Origin of the sequence: Microbacterium sp. NPDC076768, from assembly GCF_040687205.1 — a bacterium.
In the GTDB taxonomy this organism is placed as follows: domain Bacteria; phylum Actinomycetota; class Actinomycetes; order Actinomycetales; family Microbacteriaceae; genus Microbacterium.
The window spans coordinates 84,035-107,696 of sequence record NZ_JBFBMU010000004.1; the positions used below are offsets into that span (position 1 = coordinate 84,035).

Annotated in this window: 27 protein-coding genes; 7 read left to right on the forward strand and 20 right to left on the reverse strand. The window is 66.3% G+C overall.

The features are described from left to right. Window positions 1–131 precede the first annotated feature (131 nt). Genes AB0O87_RS14650 through AB0O87_RS14665 form a run of 4 tightly spaced genes read right to left on the reverse strand, consistent with a single transcriptional unit; the run spans window position 132 to window position 5,914 of the window. Window positions 132–557, reverse strand: coding sequence for a hypothetical protein (locus tag AB0O87_RS14650; protein WP_363517594.1), 426 nt, complete (start codon window positions 555–557; stop codon window positions 132–134). Continuing rightward, window positions 550–2,655 (reverse strand): hypothetical protein, encoded by a 2,106-nt coding sequence (locus AB0O87_RS14655; protein ID WP_363517596.1) that lies wholly within the window; start codon window positions 2,653–2,655, stop codon window positions 550–552. The genes AB0O87_RS14650 and AB0O87_RS14655 overlap by 8 nt, the downstream gene beginning before the upstream one ends. Then, entirely contained in the window at window positions 2,652–4,469 is a 1,818-nt protein-coding gene (locus tag AB0O87_RS14660) for a hypothetical protein (RefSeq protein ID WP_363517599.1), read from the reverse strand. Before AB0O87_RS14660 ends, AB0O87_RS14655 begins: the two co-directional genes overlap by 4 nt. Further along, window positions 4,466–5,914 carry a tyrosine-type recombinase/integrase gene (locus tag AB0O87_RS14665; RefSeq protein WP_363517602.1) on the reverse strand — a complete coding sequence of 483 codons (1,449 nt, stop codon included), beginning with the start codon at window positions 5,912–5,914 and terminating at the stop codon, window positions 4,466–4,468. The genes AB0O87_RS14660 and AB0O87_RS14665 overlap by 4 nt, the downstream gene beginning before the upstream one ends. 15 nt (window positions 5,915–5,929) lie before the next feature. Between AB0O87_RS14665 and AB0O87_RS14670 the strand changes: the two genes are divergently transcribed. From AB0O87_RS14670 to AB0O87_RS14680, 3 genes are all read left to right on the forward strand, one after another. Continuing rightward, window positions 5,930–7,645 carry a DNA methyltransferase gene (locus AB0O87_RS14670; protein ID WP_363517676.1) on the forward strand — a complete coding sequence of 572 codons (1,716 nt, stop codon included), beginning with the start codon at window positions 5,930–5,932 and terminating at the stop codon, window positions 7,643–7,645. Then, the gene (locus tag AB0O87_RS14675) at window positions 7,642–7,977 is read left to right on the forward strand and encodes a hypothetical protein (RefSeq protein WP_234001626.1); all 336 of its coding nucleotides are present in this window, start codon (window positions 7,642–7,644) and stop codon (window positions 7,975–7,977) included. Before AB0O87_RS14670 ends, AB0O87_RS14675 begins: the two co-directional genes overlap by 4 nt. An 88-nt stretch (window positions 7,978–8,065) precedes the next feature. Continuing rightward, window positions 8,066–8,314, forward strand: coding sequence for a hypothetical protein (locus AB0O87_RS14680; RefSeq protein ID WP_234001625.1), 249 nt, complete (start codon window positions 8,066–8,068; stop codon window positions 8,312–8,314). 157 nt (window positions 8,315–8,471) lie between these two features. On the opposite strand, the gene AB0O87_RS14685 is transcribed toward AB0O87_RS14680, so the two are convergent. The 15 genes from AB0O87_RS14685 to AB0O87_RS14755 form a co-directional block, all read right to left on the reverse strand. Further along, window positions 8,472–8,747, reverse strand: a complete 276-nt coding sequence (locus AB0O87_RS14685) for a hypothetical protein (protein ID WP_363517606.1) — start codon at window positions 8,745–8,747, stop codon at window positions 8,472–8,474. Further along, window positions 8,744–9,028: a hypothetical protein gene (locus AB0O87_RS14690; protein ID WP_363517609.1), complete on the reverse strand. Its 285-nt coding sequence runs from the start codon at window positions 9,026–9,028 to the stop codon at window positions 8,744–8,746. The genes AB0O87_RS14685 and AB0O87_RS14690 overlap by 4 nt, the downstream gene beginning before the upstream one ends. Further along, window positions 9,025–9,270 (reverse strand): hypothetical protein, encoded by a 246-nt coding sequence (locus tag AB0O87_RS14695; RefSeq protein WP_363517611.1) that lies wholly within the window; start codon window positions 9,268–9,270, stop codon window positions 9,025–9,027. The genes AB0O87_RS14690 and AB0O87_RS14695 overlap by 4 nt, the downstream gene beginning before the upstream one ends. Window positions 9,271–9,280: 10 nt before the next feature. After that, window positions 9,281–9,691, reverse strand: coding sequence for a hypothetical protein (locus tag AB0O87_RS14700; RefSeq protein WP_299091755.1), 411 nt, complete (start codon window positions 9,689–9,691; stop codon window positions 9,281–9,283). Window positions 9,692–9,716: 25 nt separating this feature from the next. Further along, window positions 9,717–10,454 (reverse strand): HNH endonuclease family protein, encoded by a 738-nt coding sequence (locus AB0O87_RS14705; RefSeq protein ID WP_363517615.1) that lies wholly within the window; start codon window positions 10,452–10,454, stop codon window positions 9,717–9,719. Between the two features lie 11 nt (window positions 10,455–10,465). Then, on the reverse strand, window positions 10,466–10,669 hold the full coding sequence (locus AB0O87_RS14710; protein WP_234001619.1) for a hypothetical protein: 204 nt from the start codon (window positions 10,667–10,669) through the stop codon (window positions 10,466–10,468). Between the two features lie 102 nt (window positions 10,670–10,771). Then, on the reverse strand, window positions 10,772–11,647 hold the full coding sequence (locus AB0O87_RS14715; RefSeq protein WP_363517619.1) for an ArdC-like ssDNA-binding domain-containing protein: 876 nt from the start codon (window positions 11,645–11,647) through the stop codon (window positions 10,772–10,774). Window positions 11,648–11,753: 106 nt separating this feature from the next. After that, a complete protein-coding gene (locus AB0O87_RS14720) occupies window positions 11,754–12,707 on the reverse strand; it encodes a hypothetical protein (RefSeq protein ID WP_234001617.1) in 954 nt (317 codons plus the stop codon). A gap of 4 nt (window positions 12,708–12,711) precedes the next feature. Continuing rightward, window positions 12,712–13,035: a DUF3846 domain-containing protein gene (locus AB0O87_RS14725; protein WP_234001616.1), complete on the reverse strand. Its 324-nt coding sequence runs from the start codon at window positions 13,033–13,035 to the stop codon at window positions 12,712–12,714. A 139-nt stretch (window positions 13,036–13,174) separates the two neighbouring features. Then, entirely contained in the window at window positions 13,175–14,578 is a 1,404-nt protein-coding gene (locus AB0O87_RS14730; protein WP_234001615.1) for a hypothetical protein, read from the reverse strand. Between the two features lie 104 nt (window positions 14,579–14,682). Next, window positions 14,683–15,108, reverse strand: coding sequence for a hypothetical protein (locus tag AB0O87_RS14735; RefSeq protein WP_363517624.1), 426 nt, complete (start codon window positions 15,106–15,108; stop codon window positions 14,683–14,685). After that, window positions 15,105–15,539, reverse strand: coding sequence for a hypothetical protein (locus AB0O87_RS14740; protein ID WP_363517627.1), 435 nt, complete (start codon window positions 15,537–15,539; stop codon window positions 15,105–15,107). The genes AB0O87_RS14735 and AB0O87_RS14740 overlap by 4 nt, the downstream gene beginning before the upstream one ends. Next, entirely contained in the window at window positions 15,532–15,753 is a 222-nt protein-coding gene (locus tag AB0O87_RS14745; protein ID WP_234001612.1) for a hypothetical protein, read from the reverse strand. Before AB0O87_RS14745 ends, AB0O87_RS14740 begins: the two co-directional genes overlap by 8 nt. Window positions 15,754–15,805: 52 nt before the next feature. Next, on the reverse strand, window positions 15,806–16,105 hold the full coding sequence (locus tag AB0O87_RS14750) for a hypothetical protein (RefSeq protein ID WP_363517630.1): 300 nt from the start codon (window positions 16,103–16,105) through the stop codon (window positions 15,806–15,808). 157 nt (window positions 16,106–16,262) lie between these two features. Further along, on the reverse strand, window positions 16,263–16,475 hold the full coding sequence (locus tag AB0O87_RS14755) for a hypothetical protein (protein ID WP_234001610.1): 213 nt from the start codon (window positions 16,473–16,475) through the stop codon (window positions 16,263–16,265). Between the two features lie 28 nt (window positions 16,476–16,503). On the opposite strand from AB0O87_RS14755, the gene AB0O87_RS14760 reads away from it, so the two are divergent. Then, a complete protein-coding gene (locus AB0O87_RS14760) occupies window positions 16,504–17,172 on the forward strand; it encodes an aldehyde dehydrogenase family protein (protein WP_234001609.1) in 669 nt (222 codons plus the stop codon). Window positions 17,173–17,759: 587 nt separating this feature from the next. Here AB0O87_RS14760 and AB0O87_RS14765 read toward each other — a convergent pair. Beyond that, window positions 17,760–18,896 carry a tyramine oxidase subunit B gene (locus AB0O87_RS14765; RefSeq protein ID WP_234001608.1) on the reverse strand — a complete coding sequence of 379 codons (1,137 nt, stop codon included), beginning with the start codon at window positions 18,894–18,896 and terminating at the stop codon, window positions 17,760–17,762. A gap of 237 nt (window positions 18,897–19,133) precedes the next feature. On the opposite strand from AB0O87_RS14765, the gene solA reads away from it, so the two are divergent. From solA to AB0O87_RS14780, 3 genes are all read left to right on the forward strand, one after another. Further along, entirely contained in the window at window positions 19,134–20,294 is a 1,161-nt protein-coding gene (solA, locus tag AB0O87_RS14770) for an N-methyl-L-tryptophan oxidase (protein WP_234001607.1), read from the forward strand. 99 nt (window positions 20,295–20,393) lie between these two features. Then, on the forward strand, window positions 20,394–21,776 hold the full coding sequence (locus AB0O87_RS14775; RefSeq protein ID WP_234001606.1) for an NAD(P)/FAD-dependent oxidoreductase: 1,383 nt from the start codon (window positions 20,394–20,396) through the stop codon (window positions 21,774–21,776). Further along, complete coding sequence (locus AB0O87_RS14780; RefSeq protein WP_234001605.1) at window positions 21,773–23,425, forward strand: APC family permease; 1,653 nt, start codon at window positions 21,773–21,775, stop codon at window positions 23,423–23,425. Before AB0O87_RS14775 ends, AB0O87_RS14780 begins: the two co-directional genes overlap by 4 nt. Window positions 23,426–23,662: the final 237 nt, after the last annotated feature.

A 23,662-nucleotide genomic window follows, 5' to 3' on the forward strand; every position in this document is an offset into this window, starting at 1 on the left:
TCGATCCCACGGTTCAGTTGATAACGCATGGGAAGGCACACATTCAGGCTTACGATTAGGCCTCCGCTGGTAGGCCTAATCCGTATGGCAAGGTGACGCGCGCTTCGTTCGGTGCCGCACGTAATGCAGCGTCAAGCGCGTTCAGCGGGGCTCCGCCTCGGCAAGGTGCGCTTCATCGGGGTGACGTTCCTCGTTGGGTCCTCGCCTCGCAGCAGCTGGTTCTCCGCGTGGAGTTCGGCGACCGCGGTGGCTGCGATCGTGAGTTGCTCCTCCAGTTCGCGGACCCGCGCGCGGAGGTCCTTGATCTGGGCCGCACGCTCTGTGAGAGATCGGTTCAGGGACTCGATCTCGCGGTCGCGCGGCTGGGTACCGTCGACGCGCATAGCCCACTCGTCGAGCACGGACTTCGTGCGGTTCATCGTGGCGCGGCTGACACCGGCTTCGCGGTAGAGGTTCTCCTTGATGAGGCGGCCGTCGGTGCGCTCCGCTGTGCCGGTGAGGAGGCGATTCATCGCGTCGCGGAGGTTGCGCTCCGATGCGCTCATGGGTTCAGGCATCCGTGAATCTCCTCGTGATCTTTTGCACTTCGACGAGCTCGGATTCGAGTTGCTCGCGATTGTGCGTTGCCATGCTGCGATCGCGGAGCTTGGCGACGAGATCGCGCTCCTCGGCGATCCATACGGGCGCGTGCTCGTCCGTGACGACAGAGTTGCCGCACGCGGTCGGCTGGCAACGATTCGGCATGACGCCGCCTGCGGCAGCCTCGGCGGGCAGCCCCTTGAGGCATGCGGCCTGAGCTGGATCGCCGAGACAGTGGTTGATTGTTCCCCACCGGAGCGTGCTGAATCGGTCCCGTAGGAGAGTGCGCAAGGTGCGCTCATCCCCAATCTTGACTGCACTGACGGCTTCCTCCTCGACGTTCGCCAGCTCGCTGCGGAAGCGTTGGGCGCCGGCACCGGCAAGTCGAACGTCGCTCACCGACTCTGAGGACCACATGCCGACGAGACGCGAGGCGACGGCCTCTTGCAGTTCGTGCTCGAACTCCGCCGCCCACTCGGGTGTCTCGCTTGCGTATCCGGACGTCGTCCCGTTCGCGACTGCCCGACGCGCGGCATGCTTCAGTTGGATGCCGAGCGCTATCTCTCCATCCGGCTGCTGGGCAGTAATGACCGCCATCGTGCGGCGAAACATGTGCGGCGCGAGGTGGAACGCGGGGATCGGCTCGAGACCAGCATCGGCACCGAGCGCATTGAGTTGCGAGATGAACTTCTTCAGCTCATCGTGGCGATCGAAGGTGACCAGGTGGCCTTCCTTCTGCTGGCTGCGTCGGCTCGAGCCGAAGACGGCGTCGCCGACCGCGAGCCGCTCTGCGACGCTGATTGCCTGTGCAACTGGCTCGATGATCCACCAGTTGCGACGATGGGTGCCTCGCCGACCCTTCCGAAGTTGTGAGGCTACGGCGGGTGCGCCGTAGAAGCTCGTCAGCGCACCCTTCTTGATGCTCAGCAACTCAGAGTCCCGCATCATCGTGAGCGCTGCGCAGAAGACGTAACACGCGTTGCGCAGGACCTTGAGTTGAGCTCGGATGGTGGCGGGGTCAAAGCCATCGATCCACGGACCGATCGAGCCGTCTGCCTTCCGCACGTCGGTCGGCTTCGAGCGCAGCCCACCGCGCGCAGTGGGGATCTCACCAGCGTCGATGGAGGTCACGATGCGCTGGCGTCGACGCCGGACCTCGGCTCGAGATGTCTCGGCGAAGAGGTGCTTGCTGTTGCCATCGGACACGAGCAATGAGAGCAGAGTCCAGTGGATCTCACCTTCGGTGAATCGTCCGTACGACATGCGATGCAGCGGCACGGCGGACCCAGTACTGTCCAGCCAGGTTTCGATCGCCTGGTCGGGGTTACGGACAGCGACACGCTCGTCGCGAGGACGTTCGAGCGCGGACCACTCGTCGACTGCCGCGAAGATGTCGTGCGAGAACACGTCGATGTATTGCCAGCACGCGCGAAGCAGCGGCCACCAGACGTGCGGTGGGATCACCGGTGTGCTCAGCTCGTCGCTGAACTTCTGTCCGCTCAGCGCGATGGTGGTGGCTTCACCCCACGGTCGGAACGGTATCCCGCCGCCGGTGATGACCCTGCTGTACCGGTGAAGGGCGCGGACTGCGTCGACGGCGCTCCTCGCCGCTGATGGTGCAGCGAATGGTTTGACGTCGCTGAGGAAGTGGTCGAGGTGCGATTGGTGGAGCTCAGGCAGGGGGAGCGGGTCGACATGCTCGCGGTGCCATGACGCGTAGCGCTTGAGTCCTTCAAGTCGGGCTCGGATCGTCTTCACATGAGCCGGCGTCGCGGCCAGATACAGGCTCCTGTCGCGCAGTACACGATGGGCTGGATTGAGCATCGCCATCGCGAGCTCACGCGCTCGAAGGTTCCACTCACCAGTGAACGCGTCGAACAGCAGCACCGCCGAGTGGCGGCCGGCGGCGGGATTCCAGCCAAGTGAGTGCAAGTCCCACCGAGAGGCGTCGCCGAACACCGGAACGACGTCGCTCGGCTGTCGGTGGTGATTGAGGAGCACAGGCTGATCGTCGCCCCAGTACTCGCTGACAGGTGCGAGTCTCGCGACTTCGGGCAGCACTCCGCCCGTGCTCACAGGTGAACTCCTCGCTGGCTGATCGGGACATGGACATCGGCATCAAGCTCGTGACCGTGTTGCGCTCGTTCTCGCTCCGCCGGCGGGGACTCGTCGATGATGCGCTCGATGTTCCTCAGCTGCTGGCCGTGAGTCGCCGCGAACTGGGTGGGTGTCATCTCGTTCTCGTGGCGACGGAGGATGTCACGGTAGGCGAGTATGCGCGGCAAGTGATCGGTGAACACGATCGCGTTCGGACATGCGAAGCACATCGACGGACGATGCTCGCAGAGGCGCCCGGCGCTCCCGTAAGGCGAGTCATAAGGCGAAGTGCAGTGCGCGACGTTCATTGATCGATCCGTCGGTGTGGACCCCAGCTCGGCTGTAGCCGCGGCTGCCAGCTCGGCGTGATCGTCGCCTCGGATTGTTGCAGCGGGCGCCTTCACGAAGAGCGGGCCGCGCAGGCGTTCGAACACCTGGTGCTGCGCAGCGTTGACTGCGGCGCCCGCCAGCACATGCACGGTCGTTGATTGGGCGTAGTGACGCTGATAGACGGCGATACTGTGGTCATCGCCGGCTGCGAGGTCGGCGCTCCTGAGCACCGCGGCTCTCACACTCTTGACCGTCTTTCGCAGTCGCCGGGCGTCGTGAGGTTTAGAAATGCCTGGCTCGATCGCCGCGAGTAGTGACGCGAACGACTTCGAGAACGATTCCGCACGCGCCTCGAGCATGCGCGACGGAGTGCGGAAATTGCTCAAGAACAGAGCGTCCTTCGAAGCTGTTGCGTTGGTGTCAGCAAGCATCCTCGCCGTCGCTGTGGCAGCCAGGAGACGCTGGACGAGATCGCCCGATTTCCAGCCGTTGCCGGGAGGTGTCGAGAGTGCGCATCGCACCGTTCGACTCCGGTGGGCACGCGCCTTATATAAGCGGACGTGCAGGGTGCCCGAGCCTGCGTCTTGGATATCGCCCAGCGCGACGCCCGACCATTCCTCGGGAGCTGCGCCGGTCTCGAGCTGGAGGAGCGTTCTGAACGCGACGAGATCCGCGCTGGAAGGGTAGAGGTAGGACATCAGGCGGCGGACGACACGGCCCGATCCGCCATAGGTCGTCGGTCGCTCTGTCGCGAAGTCAGCGCTCATCTCGTTGAGATCGCCGCGGTCGCACGCGTTCATCGCTTCGCGCTCGACGGTTGTGCCATGAGTTCGCCCGAGGTGGTGGATGCCCCAGACAATGTTCGCAGCGCTGTGCCAACCAGCGGTACGTGGATCGTGTCCAGCTTCGAGCATCCTCTTTCCGATCGTGAGTCGAGCTTCCAGCTCGCGAATGCGCGTGCGGCAGGCGTCCCGGATCGCGATGCGTTCGGCGTTCGAGAACTCGTCGAGGGGTGTGTCCTCCCCGCCCTGGTGGAGCACCGGTCCGTTGGCCCAGCGCTCGACGTCGTCATTGATGTCTCGGCCGCTGGCGATGTGCACTCGCACCAGGCGTCGGGCTTGTCGGCCGCACTTGTAGGGCATTGTGCTTTCGGCAGGGTACGCGGAAGCTAGCCCGGACTCCCATTCGTGCAACGCATTGACCACTCCGCGATCGGTGGAAGCGAGGCTCGCAGTCCGCGGGCAGCTCTCGGTCAAGGCGTGAAGGAGGTTGATGATCGTCGCACGGTAGTGGTACGCGGTGCCGTCGGCCAGCGCGAACGTCCTCCTCATGTCGATCAGCGCGTCAGACAACTCGGCGGCCAGGATTGGGTGATTGAACTGGAGAGGAGCGACGGTTCCATCGATCGTGGTTGACGTGGTCTTGAACGTCATCGGACGGGGCGAGAGGTCGACGCCGCTCACTCGGCGCTCCGCTCCGCAAGTACGGCGTCGGCAAAGGTCGCGGCCTCGTCGCTCCAGCTATCGAACACGTCCCGGACGAGTGTGTCGGTGTCTTCGATGTAGCGGAGATAGATCATCGTCGTGGCGGGGTTCGAGTGGCCGAGGAGCCGCTGCACAGTGAGTCGAGGATTGATGGCGATGTGCTCGGAAAGGGTCGCGGGACCGAGATCGCCGGCACGCCGATCAGCTTCACGAGCGAGTGCGACGTCAGTGAGCGCCTTGAGGAGGACGACGGCGAATGTGTGGCGCAAGTCGTGCGGCGTGATCCGAGCTCGACGACCACCCATGTCGTTCGAGGCGAGGTCCAGCGTGCGGCGACTCGCTGCTTCGAAGGTGGCGTGCCATGCGCGCCGACTGATGGGTAGGCCGCCGCGGCCCAGGAACAGGCCCAGCGCCTCGAGTCCGCCGTCGCGCTCGATCACGGCAATCTGGCGCAAACGAGGTGGGAGCAGATGCAATCGCCATCTGGAAGGACGTCCGTCCAACCGTCCGCGGACGACCCCCGCGGAGACGTCGAGTTCGTCGACGATGAACAGCTCGCCGCGCCGTGACCACAGAGAGCTCGCAGAGGCGCGAACCACGGCTCGACGTTCAGTCTGGCGATAGAGGTCGACTGCGCGCAGGGTCGTGCTCGGAACGTGGACGCGCCGTCGCTTCTGGTACTTCGCGCATGCCTCGAGGAGGACGGAGACGCCCGTGCCTGTAGATGCGGGCAACTCGGCATCCAGCAATGTCGAGAACTCGCCGAGTCGCATGCCTGTGGTCACCGCGACCTGGGCGCCCGCCTGGGAGCGCAGGCTCGTGCTGCCGCGCCAACTCGCGTCGAGCTCACCAGTCGCGGTCTGCCCACCCAGGCCGATGTCACGGAAGGCGCTCCACTGCTCCTGGGTCAACGGGCGGATATCAGGCTCACTCCGCCAGGGGCTGCGTAGCGCTGACGACCGACCGATGGTGATCCAGGGCTCGCGGCGGATCTGCCCAGTCTGCATGAGCAGTTGGTAGATCCCGCGAATCACGACGACGTCGCGTTGCCAGGTCGCCGGCGAAACCGGTCGCTCGGCGCTGCCCACCCGCCACTCCCGATACGCGACGATGTCGTCGTCCGAGGCATGGACGACATCGGTGCCCCGTGCGTCGAGGAACGAGGCGAATCGGAGCGCGTCGTATGCGTAGTTGCGGGCAGTTGACCTCTCCGTCGAACCTGCGATGATCCGAAAATAGGTCAGCCACGGTTCGACGGGCCGCCATCGGCTGTCGAGGATGACCGGCATCCCCTCTGGAAGTGCGTGCGTGCTCGAGTACACCTCGCGGGTGCGTTCATCGACGTCGTCCGGCGCGGTGAGGGTGTGGTCGACGAAACGCAGCTGCATCGCTCTCCGGGGTGATCGAGTGGTCAGTTGAGACACTGACAGAACCTACACATAACGGCGTGCGGCTGCGGCAACTTCCTGGTGGTCGGCTACCGACAGATGCGAGCCCTCGATCTTGAGGTTCTGCTGCGGGTCCAAGAGTTGTCCGGCGAGACGGCCCGCACGATGTTCTTCACCGAGGAGCACCTGGCCGTGCGGCTGTCGAGCTTTCACGGGATCGAGCTCGAGGAATGGCCCGCCCAGATCGCAGCGACGGCGCTGCACCTGGTGGAGCACCAGGCAAACCAGGCGATGGAGCTGGCGCTCGGATCTGCGCCCGATCCGCTGCCACTGGACAAGATCAAGAGCATCGTCGTCGGCAACGCGCTGCGGGTCGATTGGGCGACCGTCCTAGAACCGACCGAGCACCTGTACATCATGGGAAACCCGCCCTTCCTCGGCCACGCCACCCGCTCGGCCGAGCAAGCGCAGGAACTGCGCGACGTGTGGCGGCGGGACGACATCGGGCGGCTGGACTACGTCACTGGCTGGTATGCGAAGGCGCTCGAGCTGCTCGGCCGTCCCGGCTACCGGGGCGAGTTCGCCTTCGTCTCGACGAACTCGATTGCACAGGGAGAGCCGGTGCCGGCGCTCTTCGGCCCCGTGTTCGCCGCCGGGTGGCGTGTCAAGTTCGCACATCGGACATTCGCCTGGACCAGTGAAGCGCCCGGCGCCGCGGCAGTGCATTGTTCGGTGATCGGTTTCGACCGACCGTCGAGGAAGAGAGCGCGGCTGTTCGACTACTCCGGCAACCTCAAGGGCGAGCCCGTCGAAATCCCCGTGGTGGATCAGCTCAACGGCTACCTCGTCGACGGCCCGATTGTCCTGGTCGACCAGCGCCGAAGCCCACTGGCCTCGGCGCTTCCTCCGATGGTGTTCGGGAACATGGCTCGCGACGACGGCAACCTCCTCATCGAGCCGGACGACTACGCGGAGGTCATGGCGGATCCGATCGCCGCGAAGTACGTCCGACCGTTCGTCGGCGCCCGGCAGCTCATCCACAACGAACCCCGGTGGTGCCTGTGGCTCGTCGATCTGGACCCCAGCGACATCGCCCGCTCACCGATACTCCGCCGGCGGCTGGATGCCGTGCGCCAGTTCCGCGCAGCATCGAAGGCCGAGTCCACGCGGCAGATGGCGGAGACGCCACACCTATTCGGGCAGCGATCGCAGCCCGACACGCCCTATGTCTGCGTGCCGCGGCACGCAAGCGAAACCCGCAAGTTCTTCCCGACAGCCCTGTTCACCCCGGATGTGATCTGCGGTGACGCGAACTTCAAAGCAGACGACCCGGACGGTCTCGCCTTCGCAGTGATCTCGTCGTCGGCATTCATCACCTGGCAGCGCACTATCGGCGGCCGCCTCGAGTCTCGCCTGCGCTTCTCGAGCACCCTGACGTGGAACACCTTCCCGCTGCCCGCCATCACCGACGCACAGCGTGCCGCGATCATCGCCGGCGGCCGAGCCGTTCTGGACGCGCGAGCGCTACGCCCCGAACGCTCGCTCGCAGACCACTACAACCCCCTCGCGATGGCGCCCGAGCTGCTCCGCGCGCATCGCGAGCTCGACGCTGCTGTCGACAAGACCCTGGGCCTGCGTGGAACCGCAACGGAGGTCGACAGGCTGCGAGCGCTGTTCGCCAGCTACGCGAAGCTCACCACGGTCGACGAGCTCGCAATGCCGAAGAAGCGTCCCCGCAAGACGAGAGCCGTGAGCGCGGTGTCGTGAGCTGGCCATATCCGACCGTCCGCGTCGACGGGATCGCGACGGTTGATGAGGACGGGGAGAATCAGGTCTGCGCCTGCGGCAACGATTCGGCTACTCAGGATTGGCGAAGTGCCGATCGTCACGGGCGCCTTACCTTCGATGCGGCTGGTTCGTCCGATCCTGACGAGTTCGCGGTGTGCCCGGTGTGCGGCCGCGTGTATCCCAACGCTGCGTTGTTCCAGGGTGCCGCGGCGGCGGTGGCCCGCTATGAGATCACGAGCGCCGAGTTCATTGCTGCGCTGCGGCGGTATGACCACGACGCTTACGGATCCGGCGCGCCGCTGACGAGCTGAGGTCACGCGGTAGTCGGCAGCGGCTCAGCGCACGGGCTGTCGGCGCGCCAGCATAGGGTTCGCTGTTGTGGTGCAGCACTGGTCTCCGATGTCTCAGCTGCAGGCGTCACCGGAGCCGGGGATCTGGTACGTGTTCGACCACAGCAAGAGGATCGCGATCATCCGCCATGTCGAGATCCGCGGCCGCAGGCTGTTGCGGTCGGTGACGTTCGATCAAGATCCCGAGCGGCGGCTGCTGATCGGCTACTTCCCGGACGATGCGATGAGACTCGCTGTCGAGTGCACCTGGTCTGAGTATGTGAGGGCGACGGGCCCGCCGGTGAGCAATCGTCGATGATCGCGTGCCACCGGGGCAAGAGAAACGGCACCCGGCCGGAGCGTGGAAATTGTCACATTCACCAACGATCCAACTGAGGAGGAACTTTCGCCCCGAGGGGCGGGAAGGAACCTGCTCAACAGCCGGGTGCCGCGCCTTAGTGTACCGCGCAGGGCGGTCAGAGCGGGGTTTCTCGGAGGAGCTCATCAGCGATCCGGTCGAGGATCTCCGGGGTGAGCTTCTCGTGTCGGCCGGCGCGCTTGACGGCGTCGATTGTGGCGAGCACCGTGGTGTGCGCGTCCGGCGCGGACGGGATGGTCTTCTGAGCTCGGCGGATGCGTGCGCTGAGCTCGAGGATCGCGGACTCGTCTCGTTCGGTGTTCGCGTATCCGGCGGCGATCTCGAGCGCCTTGTGTAGCAGGCGGAGCTCGCCGGTAGTGAGCGGTGCGGTCATCGTGTCCTCGCGTTCAGGAGAGCGGCGGTCAGCTGGGTGAAGCGGTCGTCGACGTCGCGCTGGTCGGTGAGTTCTGGATCTGGCGCGATCGGCCGGGCATCGTAGAAGTGGTGCCGGATGACGCGGCCTCGGTGGTCGACGAACCCGTCGCCCTCGCCCTCGAGTGGATCGAGGAGGGTGGCGACGGTGACTGTGAGCTCGCGCGCGGTTTCGCGCTCCCGGATGAGGGCGCGGTCCCCGATGCGCAGCGCTGGCCATGCGGTGAGCGTGTGGTCTTTCATGAGGGCGTTCCTCCGGTTCGTCGGGCCGGCTGGCGGCGAAGGCGTCGAGCTGACTTGGGGAGCGGTTCGTTGCGGGGCAGCTTGGCGAGGTTCCAGTCGTCACGGGCTGCGATGGCGGCGGCGTAGCAGGTCATGAGTGTGGGGTGGTGGTGGTTGGCGCATCCGGCGCGAGTCTGGCATCCGAGGTCGTACCCCTCGGGGCTGCCGTGGACGATCGTCCGTGCGACCTCGTCGGAGAGCATCGCCGGTCCCTCAGTCGAAGGTGGCGTCGAGGAGGAGGTCGAGCGCGTCGGCGAGCTCGCGGAGCCGGTAGCTGCGCCGGCCGGCGATGACATGGCCGAACAGGTTCACGAAGTGCAGCTCGCGGGTGGTGGTGTTGGCGACCGCCACGGTGTGGATGTCGTGGGCGTCGATGTATTGCCAGCTGATGATGTAGTTGCGTCCCGCGACGTGCGCCTGAGCCCAACGGAGCAGGAGCGCGCCGAGCGGTCCGTCTTCGGATGCGCGGGGCGAGAAGGGGTCGGCCGGCACAATGGCGTCGACGGAATGGAACCCGACCGAGGATCGGGTGATCTCGTAGCTGTCGAGAGGGATGTCGACGAAGAGATCGTTGTATCGGGTGCCGGTGTCGTCGGTGATGATGATGTTGCGCAGGGTGCTCATCGGCGGTGGTCCTTTCGGGTGTTGGTCAGGCGGTGCAGCTGGCGAGCTGCGCGCTGAGCGCGGTGTGGTCGGCCGCGTTGATCGTGAGTTGGTAGGTGGTGAGGACGTCGACGAAGCGGGCGGCGTACATGCAGCCGTAGTCCGCGTTCGGTGGCATCCAGTTGGCGGGACCGCGGTCGCTCTTTGACTGGTTCGCGCTGCCGTCCGTGGCCTGCAGGTTGATCGGGTCGTTTGCGAAGTGCTCGCGCTGCGTCTCGTCCCACTCGTCGGCGCCCTGCCGCCAGGCCCATGCGAGGGGAACGATGTGGTCGACCTGCACGAGCTCGCTGGTGCCCTGGCCGCGCTGGAAGGCGATCGTGAGTCCCGTGTAGGGGTCGTGGAGCGTGCCGGTGAGGACGACGCAGTCGTGGGTGCCGGGCTTGGTGGTGATGTTCTCGAGCGCGGCCGCGAGTGCGTCGTTGCGCTGGTCGCAGCCGTTGCGGTCGATGTCGGCCCATCGCTGCCCGAACTCGTCTCGCTGGTAGCTGTCCTGGTCGTCGGCTTCGGCCACGACGAGCTGCTCGAGCTGCGAGAGAGTCTCGGCCGCATCCGCCGAGATCTCCGCCGGCGCCAGGGGCGGCACGGCTGGCCCCGATGTCGTCGAGTCGATCGTCGTCGCTGCACCAGTATCGGCGGTGTTGGCGGTGAGGGCGATCGCGCCGGCGAGTAGGGCGATGACGAGGGCGCCGGCGGCGGATGCGGTGCGCTTGATGTGGCGGGGCATGTTTGATCCGTTCAGAGGAAGAGGATGGCGCCGAGGGCGACGGCCGCGGCGATCGCGGCCGCACTGACGGCGAGAGTGATGAGGAGCTTGAGGGTGCGCCGCACGGTGCGTTCGGTGCGGCGCGCTGCGTCGACCGCGACGATGAAGCCGACGATGCCTCCGCTGCCGAGCAGCAGGGGAGCAAAGTCGCGTGCGGTGGTCAGGGCGAGATCCATGGGCTCCTCCGGGTTGTGCGTCTACGGGTATAGGCCGCGGCTGGGGGGCTTCGCGGACAGAACAGTTCGGGGGCGGGCCGGTCGCGCCCGCCCCCGAAGCTGTTACGCGGCCGGGGCCTGGTCCTCGTCGCCGAGCATCGCGTCGGCGATCGCGTTGACGGCGCGGAGGACGTTGCTGGCGACGCTGCGGATGAGGTCGACGTCGCCGCCGGCCCAGCCTGCGACGTACCCGATCGACCACGAGCTGGTGTCGATGCCGAGCAGTGCGCCTGCGCCGTATGCGACCGACTCGGCCTCGGTCTCGATTACGCCGCGGTGCTCGCGGGTGCTGCCCTCGTCGAAGTGCAGCAGCGCGTGGCCGATCTCGTGGAGGAGGGTCTTGACCCGCATGGCCGGTGCCATCTTGCTGTCGACGCGGATCTGCCGCGTCGTGCCATCGGTGTATCCGTTGAGCCCGTCCTGGGTGATGTCCTCGAGCGCGACGTCCCAGCCCTGCCCGGTGATGTATTCGGCGAGCTTGTCGAACAACCCGGCAACGTCATCCCCCTCGAGGTAGACGGCGGGCTGCTCGGGAAGCGGCTCGCCCTCGGTGTCGCTGACGTCGAAGACGGAGAGCACCGGGTAGATGACCCGGCTGCTGGTGGACTCCTCGCCGGTGGTCTCGTCGACCTCGACGATGCGCTTGGTCGAGTAGCCGAAGATCTTGATCGACTTCGCGCCCTTGACGACGTGCCGGCCGAGGCCCTCCCACTGGCGATAGCCGAGGCAGTAGGTGCCACCCTGCGCGAGGATGAGCATCTGGTTGGAGAACGAGCGTCGGCGGACGAGGCCGGCGAAGCGCAGCCAAGCCTTCCAGTTCTCGCTCTCGGCAAGTGTTGCGACCTGCGCGGTGAGCTGCTCGTGCAGCGCCTCGGCCTGCGCCCGACGCTCTTCCGGGGTACGGCGAGCGGTGCTGGAACGGCGGGTCTTGGTGGTCATGGTGTCCTCCCTCAGACTGGACAAGTAGTGAATGTGACATTCACTACTCTAAGGGTGGCGCGTGCGTGCGTCAACCCCTGATGTGCAGGCGCCGCTCGATGCGTGGTCAGTCCTGCAGAATGTCGGTGTCTGGCTTGGGGTACGCGGTGCGAGGCAGGCCGATCGGAAGGCGTCGGCGCTGCAAGCTGCTGCCGAGCGGGAAGGCGTAGCGGAAATTGCCGGGGTGGCGGATCTTCGTGACCTCGAGCGCAGCGAGTGCCGCGCGCAACCAAGATCGAGGATCCTGGCCAGCTCGGCGCATAGGAGCGCCGAGAGAGACCAGGTGCCGCTCGGCGGCGTCGGCGCCTCGCTCTTGTCCTCTGATCTTCGACAGAGATCGCTCGGAGAGCACGATGCCTTGTCGGGCGTGGTAGTTAAGGGTGCGTGCAGTGCTGCGGCCGAGGGCGACCGCGTTCCCTGCTTGATATATCAGCCCGCAGTGACCGGGCGACGTCCGCTCGGTGCGTTCGATCATGGTGCCGTCGTCGAGAACCTCGGTGACCTGTCGGTGTCGCGGCATTGGATCCGCGAAAGAGACGACGCCACGGATGCCGCGGTCGTAGGCGTGACGGAACGCGCGTGCGAGGAACCACGATTCGGCGTTCGCGGGGGTGTCGGTCAAGACAAAACGGCCAAGCTCGATGCTCTGCTCATACGGCTCGAGCGTGGGGAAAACGCTCGAAAGTACACGGCTGGCCATGGGCGTCGAGAAGGTGGCGACTCCGACGAGTGCCATCCCGTCGACGGTGGCGCCGTTGATCGGGAAGCGGTCGTCACGGGTGAGGAGCCCGACCGAGAAGCGTGCCGCAGGGAACGAAGAGGCGTAGTGCTCGTCGATGACGAAGGCTCGCGCGGTGGCCTCGGTGATCGGGGTGACCTGGTACAGCTGGGGGTCGAAGCCGCCCTCGGAAGCGTGGCGCCAGGAGTGGCGGCCGCGGGACCAGCGCTGGCAGTACTCGCTTGCGGGGGAGGAGGGCAGCTCGGCCGGCGTGAGTGCCGGCCGAGCTGTGATGGCGGGCATTGGGTCAGACCCGCGCGGCGATCGCGCGCAGCTGCTCGGCGACGTCGGGGGCAGCGTCTGCCCACTCCCCGGTCCTGGCGTGCAGTCCCACGATGAGCGCGGTGCTGAAAAGCAGCGTGCCGCGGCCGTTCTGAGTCAGGTAGAGCGACGCGAGCAGATTGGGCTCGGTGTTCTTGACGCCCGCTTCCTCGTCGACGAGCAGGGCGTGACCGTTGGTCAAGCGAAGCTCTGCGATCCATCCGCCGATCTCGCGCTGATAGTCAGCGAGCTCGGCGACGTGGATGGTGGTGATCTCACCGGCGGGCGTGACCTTGATGGCGGTGGTCATGGTGTCCCTCTCAGAATGGCTTAGTAGTGAATGTGACATTCACTGATGCTAGGCTGTTGTGCGGAGCGCGTCAACCCGTCGTCGCCGGCGCGGCGCGGCGCGTCTGAGTGCATGGCTCACGAGCGCTCGCTCTGACCGCTCAGAGGAGCGCTGGGTCGACTCGGCAGCACTTCTGCTGCGCGTAGGGGCGTTCGCTCAACGGCATCCAACCCTCTTCGCCGCGGCGGATGAGCCGGGGGCGTCCTGGCTCGGCGTCGGCGAGCATGTGAGGGCCGGCGTTGGTCCAGCAGTTCTGAGCGCGGGTCTCGCACCAGAGCGCGAGGCGTGCTTCGCGAGGGAGGCAGGCTCGGTGTGTCCACCAGGCTCGTTTCTCACCGTAGGGTCCGAACTGGTGCCCCTCACTGTGTGCGATCGCGTCGTGGACGGCGCGGAAGACGTCGTTGGCGAGCATCGGTGCGCGCTGCCCCGAGGGGAGGGCGACGTTCACGGTGCGTGCCATCGGGTGGTCGGGAGGCAGAGCCCCCTCGGTGTGCTGCGAGACCTCGGTGCGGAAGTAGAACAGGTGCTTGTTCTGGCGGAGGTCGTCGAGCATCGCGGCGGAGTCGGCGTAGGGCTGCTCGGTCTCCCCATGCCAGGGCTCGAAGGTGTAGCCGGCTTCGGTGAGCATGTCCCACTGCGCGCCGATGTGCTGCCGCAGGGAGCGGTAGGACCGAGCGACCTGTGGGTGGTTGGGTTCGTGCGTTGCGGCCTCGTAGGCGCGCGCTGCAGCGATGTCGTCGAGCTCGGTGAGTCGAGGGATGGGCTTGCGCTGCGGGAACCCGTGCGCGTCCGCGTACCGCTCCCGAAGCGACTGGATCTCCTTGATGGGCTGGTGGCGCTGGTAGCTGTCGTTGCCTGGCACGAAGGCGACGTGTGCTCGAGCGAAGGTTGGCTCCGTGCCGAGTCGTGCGGCGATCGCGTTCACTGCGGATGCCGGCAGCGGGTATTCGGCTGGCTCGGCGATCTCGAGTTTGCCGTCGTAGAGCCTGCCACCTGGTGCGCCGGCCGCGCGGAGGAGGTCGAGGGTTTCTTGGACCCGCTGCTGTGTGCCGGTATCGGCGGCGAAGCTGTAGACCCGGTCGGGCCCATCCGGGTCGAAGTACCCGGCCATGATGCTGTCCTGCTCGTACCGTCCGGCCAGCTCGCCAGCCCAGTCGGTGATCTGCTCGAAGCTCTCCGCGCGGACGATGTAGGCGCCCGCCGGCTCCGATGTGCCTTCCCAAAGCCCATCCGCGTGCTGCAGCTCGGAGATCTCGACACCGTGCCGCTCCGCGGCCGCGCGGAGGGAGTCTTCGTATTCGATCCACTCATCGGTGTCGTAGTAGCTCGGCCGCGAGCTCATCCGCATCAGCTCGCCAGAGACCGGCCGGAATGGGGTCGCACCGATGAACGCCTCGAGTTGCTTCTCTGCGCTCTGCTCGCGCTTCTCCGCTCGCCGGCGCCGCTGCCCCTCGGCCGTTGACGACGGGCACCGTCGCCCTCCGTGGTCGATGTCGTCACACATGGCCTCTCCCCGTCTGTCTGCTGGGTATAGGCCGAGGTTTGAGCTGTTCGCGGACAAAGATCGGGCCCCGCCGTAGCAGGGCCCGATCGGTTCTCGCAGCAGGTTCAGGAGGATCCGTGAGAGTACGGAGAACCATGGTTCCCGTCAGGCCGCGGCACTGGCGAGGCCCCCGTCTCATCCTGCGGAGTGTCGAAGTGAAAGACCGCTTCTTTCAGACGGGCAAGGCGGGCCTCTTTCAGAGTGAGAACCACGATCAATGCGATGCCTGCCAGCGGGAGGAACACGATCGGCGCAGGGAACACGATCACGACCGCCACAGTGAGCAGTGCGACCATCAGGAGCGATCTCAGAGTCGGTCGGTGGTACTGGCTGAGCCGGGCTTTGATGCGGTCCTTGATCACGACGTCCTGCTGGCCGTAGACCGCAATCGGATCTGATGAGCGAAGCATGGAGCGGATCGCCCCGCTCGTCCACTCGCTCAACGTGCGCTGGTGCCGGCTGCTGCTTCCTTCCATGGTCTGCCTCGTCATCGGATGTACTCGCTGGGCGAGGGGATCGGGAGGTCGGGGTTGCGGATCTCGTACCGCCGATCCTCCACATAGGCGGCGTACTCGTCTGCGAAATCGCGCGCCTCGCCCTCGTCCTGCCCGGTCTCTCTTGCGTGATCGAACGCCGCTTGCCACGGCTGACCGACCGCGCGGCCGCGCAGCGCCTCGCTGACACCATCCATCAGCTGCCCCGCCCGCACGGACGCGAACCGCAGATCCCCCTCGGCGAGCGCGAACAGGATCTTCTCGATGCCTTCGATCGCGGGAGCGGGGATGGTCAGGGTGATGCTGTCGCCGGTGCCGTGCGGGTTGGTGCGGAGTCGCCAGAGGGCGTCGGAGAGCGATAGTGCGCGTTGGCGTTGGACGGGGGTGAGGAGTGAGTTGTCTGGTTCGGTGGTTGCTGGGTTAGGCATGCTCGGTCTCCTCGTCGGGTGGGTTCATGATGATGAACCCCGTGCCGGCGCGCGGCTGGTCCTGCGTCAGCCCGATGATCTCGGCGTCGGTGGCGTCGCGGTCGTTGAGGGTCTGCTTGAGCAGGTCGGCGTACTCGTCCGGGGTGAGTGCCTGGACGGCGGTGGGGTCGGTGACGTCGACGGGCTTGCCGTTGACGTGGAAGATGCGGGTCATGGTGGTCTCCTGCTGGTGCGGTGGGGTGGGTGGTGTCTATCCTCGCCGCGGGTCAGTGGAGGTCGAGTTCGACGCTGTCGGCTTCGAGATCGGGGACGGTCTGTTCGGGGTGGCTGAACGTTGCGCAGGGGGCGTGGACGATGACGCGATCGCCGCGGTGCGTGGTCAGTCGGAGCAGCTCGGCGAGCGCGCCGCTGGCGTGGACGTTGTAGGGGCCGTCGTCTGTGTCGACGCGGAATCCGACTCGGGCTCGGCGGTCGGGGATGCGGCGGACGAGGGTGAGCGGTGTGCGGACGGTTCCTGTGATGGTGACCGCTGTGCCGGTGGGGGCGGCGGTCTGGGTGATGGTCATGGCCAGTCTCCTCAATCGTGTAGTGAATGTGACATTCACTGACTATACGCCTGCGTGCCCGGTAGGGGAACCCCGTGCCTGACGCTGCAGGCTCTCTTGATGGGTATAGGTCGGTTCCGGGGGTGTTCGCGGACATCCGGGTTGGGGATAGCAGTGCTTAGGCGTCGGGATCTGGCTCGTCGCATGCGCCGCTGTTGATGGCGTCGACACCGGCCTTGGTGAGCACCCAGCCTGGCTCGGTCCAGGAGTAGCGCTCGATCAGCCCGCGGCGGTTCAGCGAGCGGATGGTGCCGCCGGGGATCCCCAGGCCGGTCGTGTCGAGGTAGCTCGAGCCGCCGGAGGGAGATCGGCCGTCTGAGATCATCCGCATGGTGACCCGCTGTGACCAGTTCAGGGTCGTGCTCGACGACGCCGACCTCGACGCGGCAGCCGCCGCGGCCGCGGTCGGTCGCTTCGCCAACGGCGGCCAGGCCTGCACCGCGTCCAAGCGCTTCATCGTCCTGGACGCGGTGTACGACGCGTTCCTCGAGAAGTTCATCGAGCAGAGCCGCGCGTACGCCACAGGCGATCCGTCGTCGGACGAGACGAAGCTCGGCCCGCTCTCCTCCACCGCCGCCCGCCGGGATCTCGTCGAGCTGGTCGACGAAGCCATCGACCGCGGCGCGAAAGTCCACCTGGGCGGGGAGGCCCCTGACGCACCGGGCGCCTACTATCCGGCGACCGTGCTGTCGGGCGTGACGAAAGACATGCGCGCCTACGCGGAGGAGCTGTTCGGACCGGCCGCGGTCGTGCACCGCGCCGCGTCCGAGGAGGAGGCGGTGCGGATCGCCAACGACTCCCCGTTCGGTCTGGGCGGCACGGTCTTCTCGGGCGACCTGGAACGGGCGCAACGGGTCGCCGACCGGATCGAGACGGGCATGGTCTGGATCAACAGCACGAGCAAGACAGCCCCGGATCTCCCGTTCGGCGGGGTCAAGGCCTCGGGCGTCGGCCGCGAGCTCGCGCATTACGGCATCAACGAGTTTGCCAACAAGAAGCTCGTCCGCGTCCCTGGGGCCACGAAATAGTACGCCGCGTGGCGGAGTGCACCACCGGAGCGATTCGGGGGATACACTCCGCCACTTCGCATGCCCCATCCCCATGCCCAGGCTGCACTCACAAGAAGTAACCTCGGGCAGGGCTCGGATCTCTGAGCCGATGGGGCCGGGCGTGCCGTACGCGCAGCATGAGCGGCATTCCGAGTCGCTTCATTTGACGTGCGTTCAGAGACCGTGTTCAGGGCCCCGCGGGTACATGACGTGCCGAAGACGACCTTTGGGCACCCGAAAGGCGAGACCGCGCACGCAGCGTTCGAAGAGGCGCCGGAGTTGACGGGTCACCTGGTCCTCGAAGCCTCCGTGGTTGACATCGGCGAACCAGCAAGTGGGCTGGCGAGCGGGCGAGACGCTAGTCGACGGGTCGAACAGCATGAATCCTCGCGCGCATGTTCGTTCATACCGATGCGATGAAGAACATCCGTATTTCGGTGGTACCGGTGATCGCTGTGCCGAGCGATGCGGCCCGAGACGCGGTCTAGCGTCTCGGCCGGTCGAGCCCGACGGTTTCTCGATCCGCGTGCCGCGGTCAGGAGCGCCGGGCTCGACCGCACCCGCCTCTAGCCGAGGGCGGGCTGATCCCAGATCGGCAGCACCGTGCCGATGTCGCGGCGCTGCGCCTCCCAGAGGAGTTCGGTCGCCCAGGCGACGTCTTCGGCCGGGATCCCGCCGATGGAGAAGAATGACGGCCGCGCCGGATCGTAGCCGGGTGCTCGGCCGTCGACGATGTCCCCGAACTCGGCGATGTCGGCGGCGGTCAGGCGCCCCTCCAGGAGCATGTCCTGGTATTTGACGCCGAGTGCCCCGAGCTGCTCGTGGTACGGACGGCTGAAGTTCGCGACGTAGGCTTCATAGAGCGGAGTGTGGTCGACGACGTTGCGAGCTCCAGCACTCAGGAACCCGGCATCGACCTGGATGTTCGAGGTCGCCGCGACATACGCTCCCGGGCGCAGCCACTCCGGGTCGATGACCGGGTAGTTCGCGGTGCCGGACAGACCGGTCGCGGCGACGGTGACGATGTCGGCGTCGGCGACCGCCGACCGGATCGAATCGACGATCTCCACCGCTTGGATCTGGGGGAACTCGGAGCGGACGAGCTGCTCGAAGCGCTGCGCGTTCCGGCTCGTGAGCGAGCGCGCCGCGATCCGGACGCGGGCGATGGCGGGCCGTGCCTCGAGGATCGCCCGGAACGCGACCTGGTTGATGAGCCCGGGGCCGATCACCGCGACCGAGTCGGCGTCCGGCCGGGCGAGGTGGCGGGCGCCGGCTCCGACGACCGCACCAGTGCGATAGGCGCTGATCAGGTTTCCCGGCATCACGGCGATCGGAGCGCCTGTCTCGGTGTCGTTCAAGACCACGAGGTGGATGGACCGGGGCAGATCCTTCTCGGTGTTCTCGATGTTCGAGCCGTACCACTTGAGGCCGGTCGCACGATACTTCCCGCCGATGTACGCCGGCATCGCCATGAAGCGGCGGTCCGACGTGTGGCGCGGCATGCCAGGGAACGCCGGCTCGAGCGGGAAGTCGACTTTGATCCCGTGCGAGCTGTGATTCGGGCCGCCCATGCGGTAGTCGCCAGTCGCGAGCAGTGAGAAGACCTCGCACATCGTGTCGATGCAGCGCACCATGTCCGTGGCGCCGACGTCGATGAGCTCGGGCTCGCTGAGGTACCGCAACCGGAGAGAAGTGTCGTGCATCGTTGCCCTTTCCTGCCCGCGGCCTCACCGCGAGGTGCCGTATTCGATATTGCGATGCTAACCCTCGATAACGTGCCCGGAATGCAAAAGAGCCGCTTTCATTCAGACTGATAGCGCATGAATCATGCGGGAACTGGTATCGCGGGGCTCTTCGATTCCCTGCATCGACCTGGAACACTGAGGTCACCAGCTACTTTCGCAACGGCTGCACGGTGCCGTGCCGCACGAGGAGGATCGATGTCCAGCGCTGAGCAGGCGTCCGTCGCCGTCATCGGAATGGGCACCGTAGGCGCCATGGCCGCGTGGCAGCTGTCGAAGCTGGTGCCGGGACGCATCATCGGCATCGAGCAGTACGGCGTCGCGCACGCGTACGGCGCGTACGCCGGGGAGTCCCGCCTGTTCCGCACCGCAGCTTACGAGGGCGAGCACTATACTCCGTTGCTCGTCCGGTCGCAGCAGCTGTGGCGAGAACTCGAGCGGGAATCGGGGCAGAGCATCTACCTGCAGGTCGGCGCGCTCACGATCGCCCCCGGTGCTTCCCCGAAGATCGCTGGAACCCTCGAGGCCGCCGAGCGATTCGCCCTCCCCTACGAACATCTGGCGGGGCGCGAGCTGCTCAGCAGGTTCCCGCAGCACGACTTCGACGACGGCGACGAGGCGATCCTCGATCTCGGCGGCGGCGGCCTGCGCCCCGAGCGCGCCATTCTCACCGCGGCATCACTCGCCGAGCGCGGAGGCGCCGAGATCTGGGACGGCACTCGGGTGCTCGGCATCGACGAGCAGCACGGGCGGCACCTCGTGAGCACCACCCGCGGCGACATTCTCGCCGAGAAGGTCGTCATCGCCGCCGGCCCCTGGAGCCAGCAGGTCCTCCCTGAGCTGAAGACGTTCACGAAGGTGAAGAGTGTGCCGCTCACGTGGTTCATGCCGAAACGCGTCGACCAGTTCCTTCCCGAACGGTTCCCCGTCTTCGTGCGGGACCGCGGAACCACCCACCTGTTCGGCGCCCCGAGCCTCGAAGGCTACGCCGTGAAGATCAGCCGCGCCGCGTTCCCGGACTGGCCGCTCGTCGACGACGTCGCGCAGCTGCAGCGTGAGCACACCCGGGCAGAGCTCGCGCAGACCTCCGAGTTGGCGACCTGGTACTTCCCGGGCCTGCACCCGGAGCCGGTGCGCCACAGCATCCACCCGGACAGCTACACGGCCGATCTCACCCCGATCATCGACGCCTCGCCCGACGGCAGCCGCGTCGTCGTGTCCGGGCTGTCGGGACGGGGCTTCAAGTTCGCGCCCGTCCTCGGCCGCATCGCCGCTGACCTCATCCACGCAGGCGCCAGCGAACTCTACGACCCCGGCCGGTTCAGCCTCGCCGCTCACTACCGCACGCTCGACCACTAACCACACAGGCGGTCCGGGGCTCCTGCCGCGGCGCACCGCGCACGCGCCGGGAGCACAGTTCGCCATATCCATGAGAACCCCTTGAGAAGGAGAAACACCATGCAGGAAATCACTCGCGACGTCGTCATCATCGGCGCCGGTCCCGCGGGCCTCACCGCGGCGCGGCGCCTGAGCCAGGCCGGGAAGACGGTCGCCGTGCTCGAAGCGCGCGACCGCGTCGGCGGCCGCACCTGGTCGGACACGATCGACGGCACCTTCCTCGAGATCGGCGGCCAGTGGATCGCACCCGAGCAGACCGCGATCCAGGATCTCGCGGCGGAACTCGGACTCGAGCTCTTCCAGCGCCACCGCGACGGCGATTCGGTGTTCATCGACAAGGAGGGCAACCGCCACCGTTTCACCGGCGACTTCCCCGTGAAGCCGGAGACCCTCGAGGAAATGCTCAAGCTCCGCGCAGAACTCACCCGACTCTCCCTCGAAGTCGACCCGGCCGCCCCGTGGGAGCACCCCCGCGCCGCCGAGTACGACGAGATCACCTTCGACGCCTGGCTGCGCACCCAGAGCGACGACGCCGAGGCGCGCCTCATCATCGGCAACTTCATCTCAGGGGCGATGCTCACCAAGCCCAAGCACTCGTTCTCCCTGCTGCAGGCCATCTTCTTCGGCGCCTCGGCCGGGTCGTTCGAGAACCTCGTGGACGAAGACATCCTCCTCGACAAGCGCGTCGTCGGCGGCATGCAGAGCGTCTCCATCCGCATCGCCGAAGAACTCGGCCCCGACAATGTCTTCCTCGACAACCCGGTGCGCGAGCTTCACTGGGAGGACAGCGGCGAAGGCGCCCCCGCCACGGTCATCGCGATCACCGACCACATCCGCGTGAGTGCCCGCCACGCGATCCTCGCGGTACCGCCGAACCTGTACTCCCGCATCCAGTACGTACCGGCCCTCCCCCGCACCCAGCAAGTCGCGCACCAGCACCACTCGATGGGGCTCGTCATCAAGGTCCACGCCTCCTATGACCGCCCGTTCTGGCGCGAGCAGGGCCTCTCCGGCACCGGCTTCGGCTACTACAACGTCGTCCAGGACATCTACGACAACACGAATCACGGCGACGAGCGCGGCACCCTCGTCGGATTCATCGTGGAGCGCGACGCGGAGAAGGTCTGGGCGCTGCCCGAGAAAGAGCGCCGGGAGACGATCCTGAACTCCCTCGCCGAGTACCTCGGCGACGAGGCGCGCAACCCGCTCGCGTTCTACCTCTCCGATTTCGGCGCCGAGGAGTGGACCCGGGGCGCATACGGCACCAGCTACGATCTCGGCGGCCTGAGCCGCTGGGGCGCGACCCAGAACCAGCCCGTCGGCCCGATCTTCTTCGCCAGCTCCGACATCCAGGGCTTCGGCTACCAGCACGTCGACGGCGCCGTCCGCATCGGGCAGGACACCGCCGCCCGCATCCTCGAGGCGGACGGCGCAGCACAGTGACCACCGCACAGCGCGAGCCCGCCGCGACCACCAAGAGCCTGACACTCAAAGGTCTTCAGAAAGGGAAGATCGGCGCCTTCGCCGGGGCGATCATCGGAATCGCGAGCATCGCCCCGGCATACACCATGACCTCCGGGAACGGGCCGACGATCTCGGTGGCCGGGCTGCAGACCCCGTTCATCCTTTTGGTCGGATGCATCCCGATGCTGTTCGTGCTCATGGGCTACCGGGAGCTGAACACCTCGATGCCGGACTCGGGCTCCACATTCACATGGTCATCGCGCGCGTTCGGCCCCTGGATCGGCTGGCTCGGCGGGTGGGGGCTCGTCGCGTCGACCGCGCTGGTGCTGTCGAACCTCGCCGCGGTCGCCGTCGACTTCCTGTTCATCGCGCTGTCGCAGATGTTCGGGAGCCCCGACATCGCCGACCTCACGGACAATCTCTGGGTCAACATCCCGGTCGTCGCGATCCTAACGGGGATCGCCGCGTACATCTCGTATCGAGGCGTCGAGGAGACCAAGCGCGTCCAATACGCGCTCGTCGGCCTGCAGGCCATCGCCCTGGCCTGGTTCGTGATCGCAGCGGTCGTCAAGATCGCGAACGGCGAAGCCTACGACTACACCCCGGTGAGCCTGGAATGGTTCAACCCCGCGCTCCTCGGATCCGACGGGTTCAGCTTCAGCGTACTCATGGCCGGCCTCTCGCTGTCGATCTTCATGTTCTGGGGCTGGGACGTCATCCTCACGATGAACGAGGAGACCAAAGATCCCCGCCGCACCCCCGGACGGGCCGCACTGCTCACCATCGCCATGATCGTGATCACCTACCTCACCGTCACGATCGTGCTGCTCAGCTATGCCGGCATCGGCACGACGGGACTCGGGGCCGGAAACCCGGACATCCAAGAAGCGCTGTTCGCCGCCCTCGCCCCCGAGGTAATGGGACCGTTCGCCCTGGTGATGTCGCTCGCCGTCTTCGCGAGCTCAGCCTCGGCGCTCCAGGCGACGCTCGTGTCCCCTTCCCGGACCTTGCAAGCGATGTCGCATTACGGGGCTGTGCCGAAAACCTTCGGCAAGCTCTCCAAGTACCAGACACCGGGTGCCGCGACGGTGTGGGCGGCGGTCGCCTCGGTCGCCTTCTACGTGCTCATGCGCCTCGTGTCCGAGGACGCCCTCTGGGACACGATCACCGCGATGGGCATCATGGTCTGCTTCTACTACGGCATCACCGGCCTGGCAGCGTTCTGGTACTTCCGCGGCACCTGGTTCGCCAGCCTTGGGAACTTCTTCCGGCGCTTCTTCCTCCCGCTGCTGGGCGGGATCGCGCTCGTCGTCATGTTCGTCAAGACGCTGTACGACTCCGCCACCGACCCCGACTTCGGGTCCGGGAACATGCTCTTCAGCACCACCCTCCCCGACGGCTCTACCGATGGCGGCGTCGGAGTCGTCTTCGTCGCCGGCGTCGCCATTATCGGCGGCGGCATCATCCTAATGGTGATCTACTCCCTCATAAACCCAGGATTCTTCAAAGGCAAGGAAATCGAAGTCGGATCGGTACGCCAGGAAACCGATATGACACCTTTTGATGCCGCAGCAGATCACGCCTCAGCAGAGCGAGAAGAGCACTTGCAACATGAAACCGGACGCTAGTCAAGGTTACTCAAAAGTGTTATTACCGCAATACAGTCTGCATGTTCAATGCATAGAAATAACATAGGAGAGGACCAATAGCGGTAGGCGTCGGGCGGTTAGGAATTTCCTATCCCTAATCATCTGGTGCGATGCCCACACTATCGCCGTGGCCGACACAGGTGAAGAGTTCACCTCGGAGCAAGGACGTTTTACTGGTGGAAACGAGAGTTCCACTCATGGCCCGGCATCATGTCC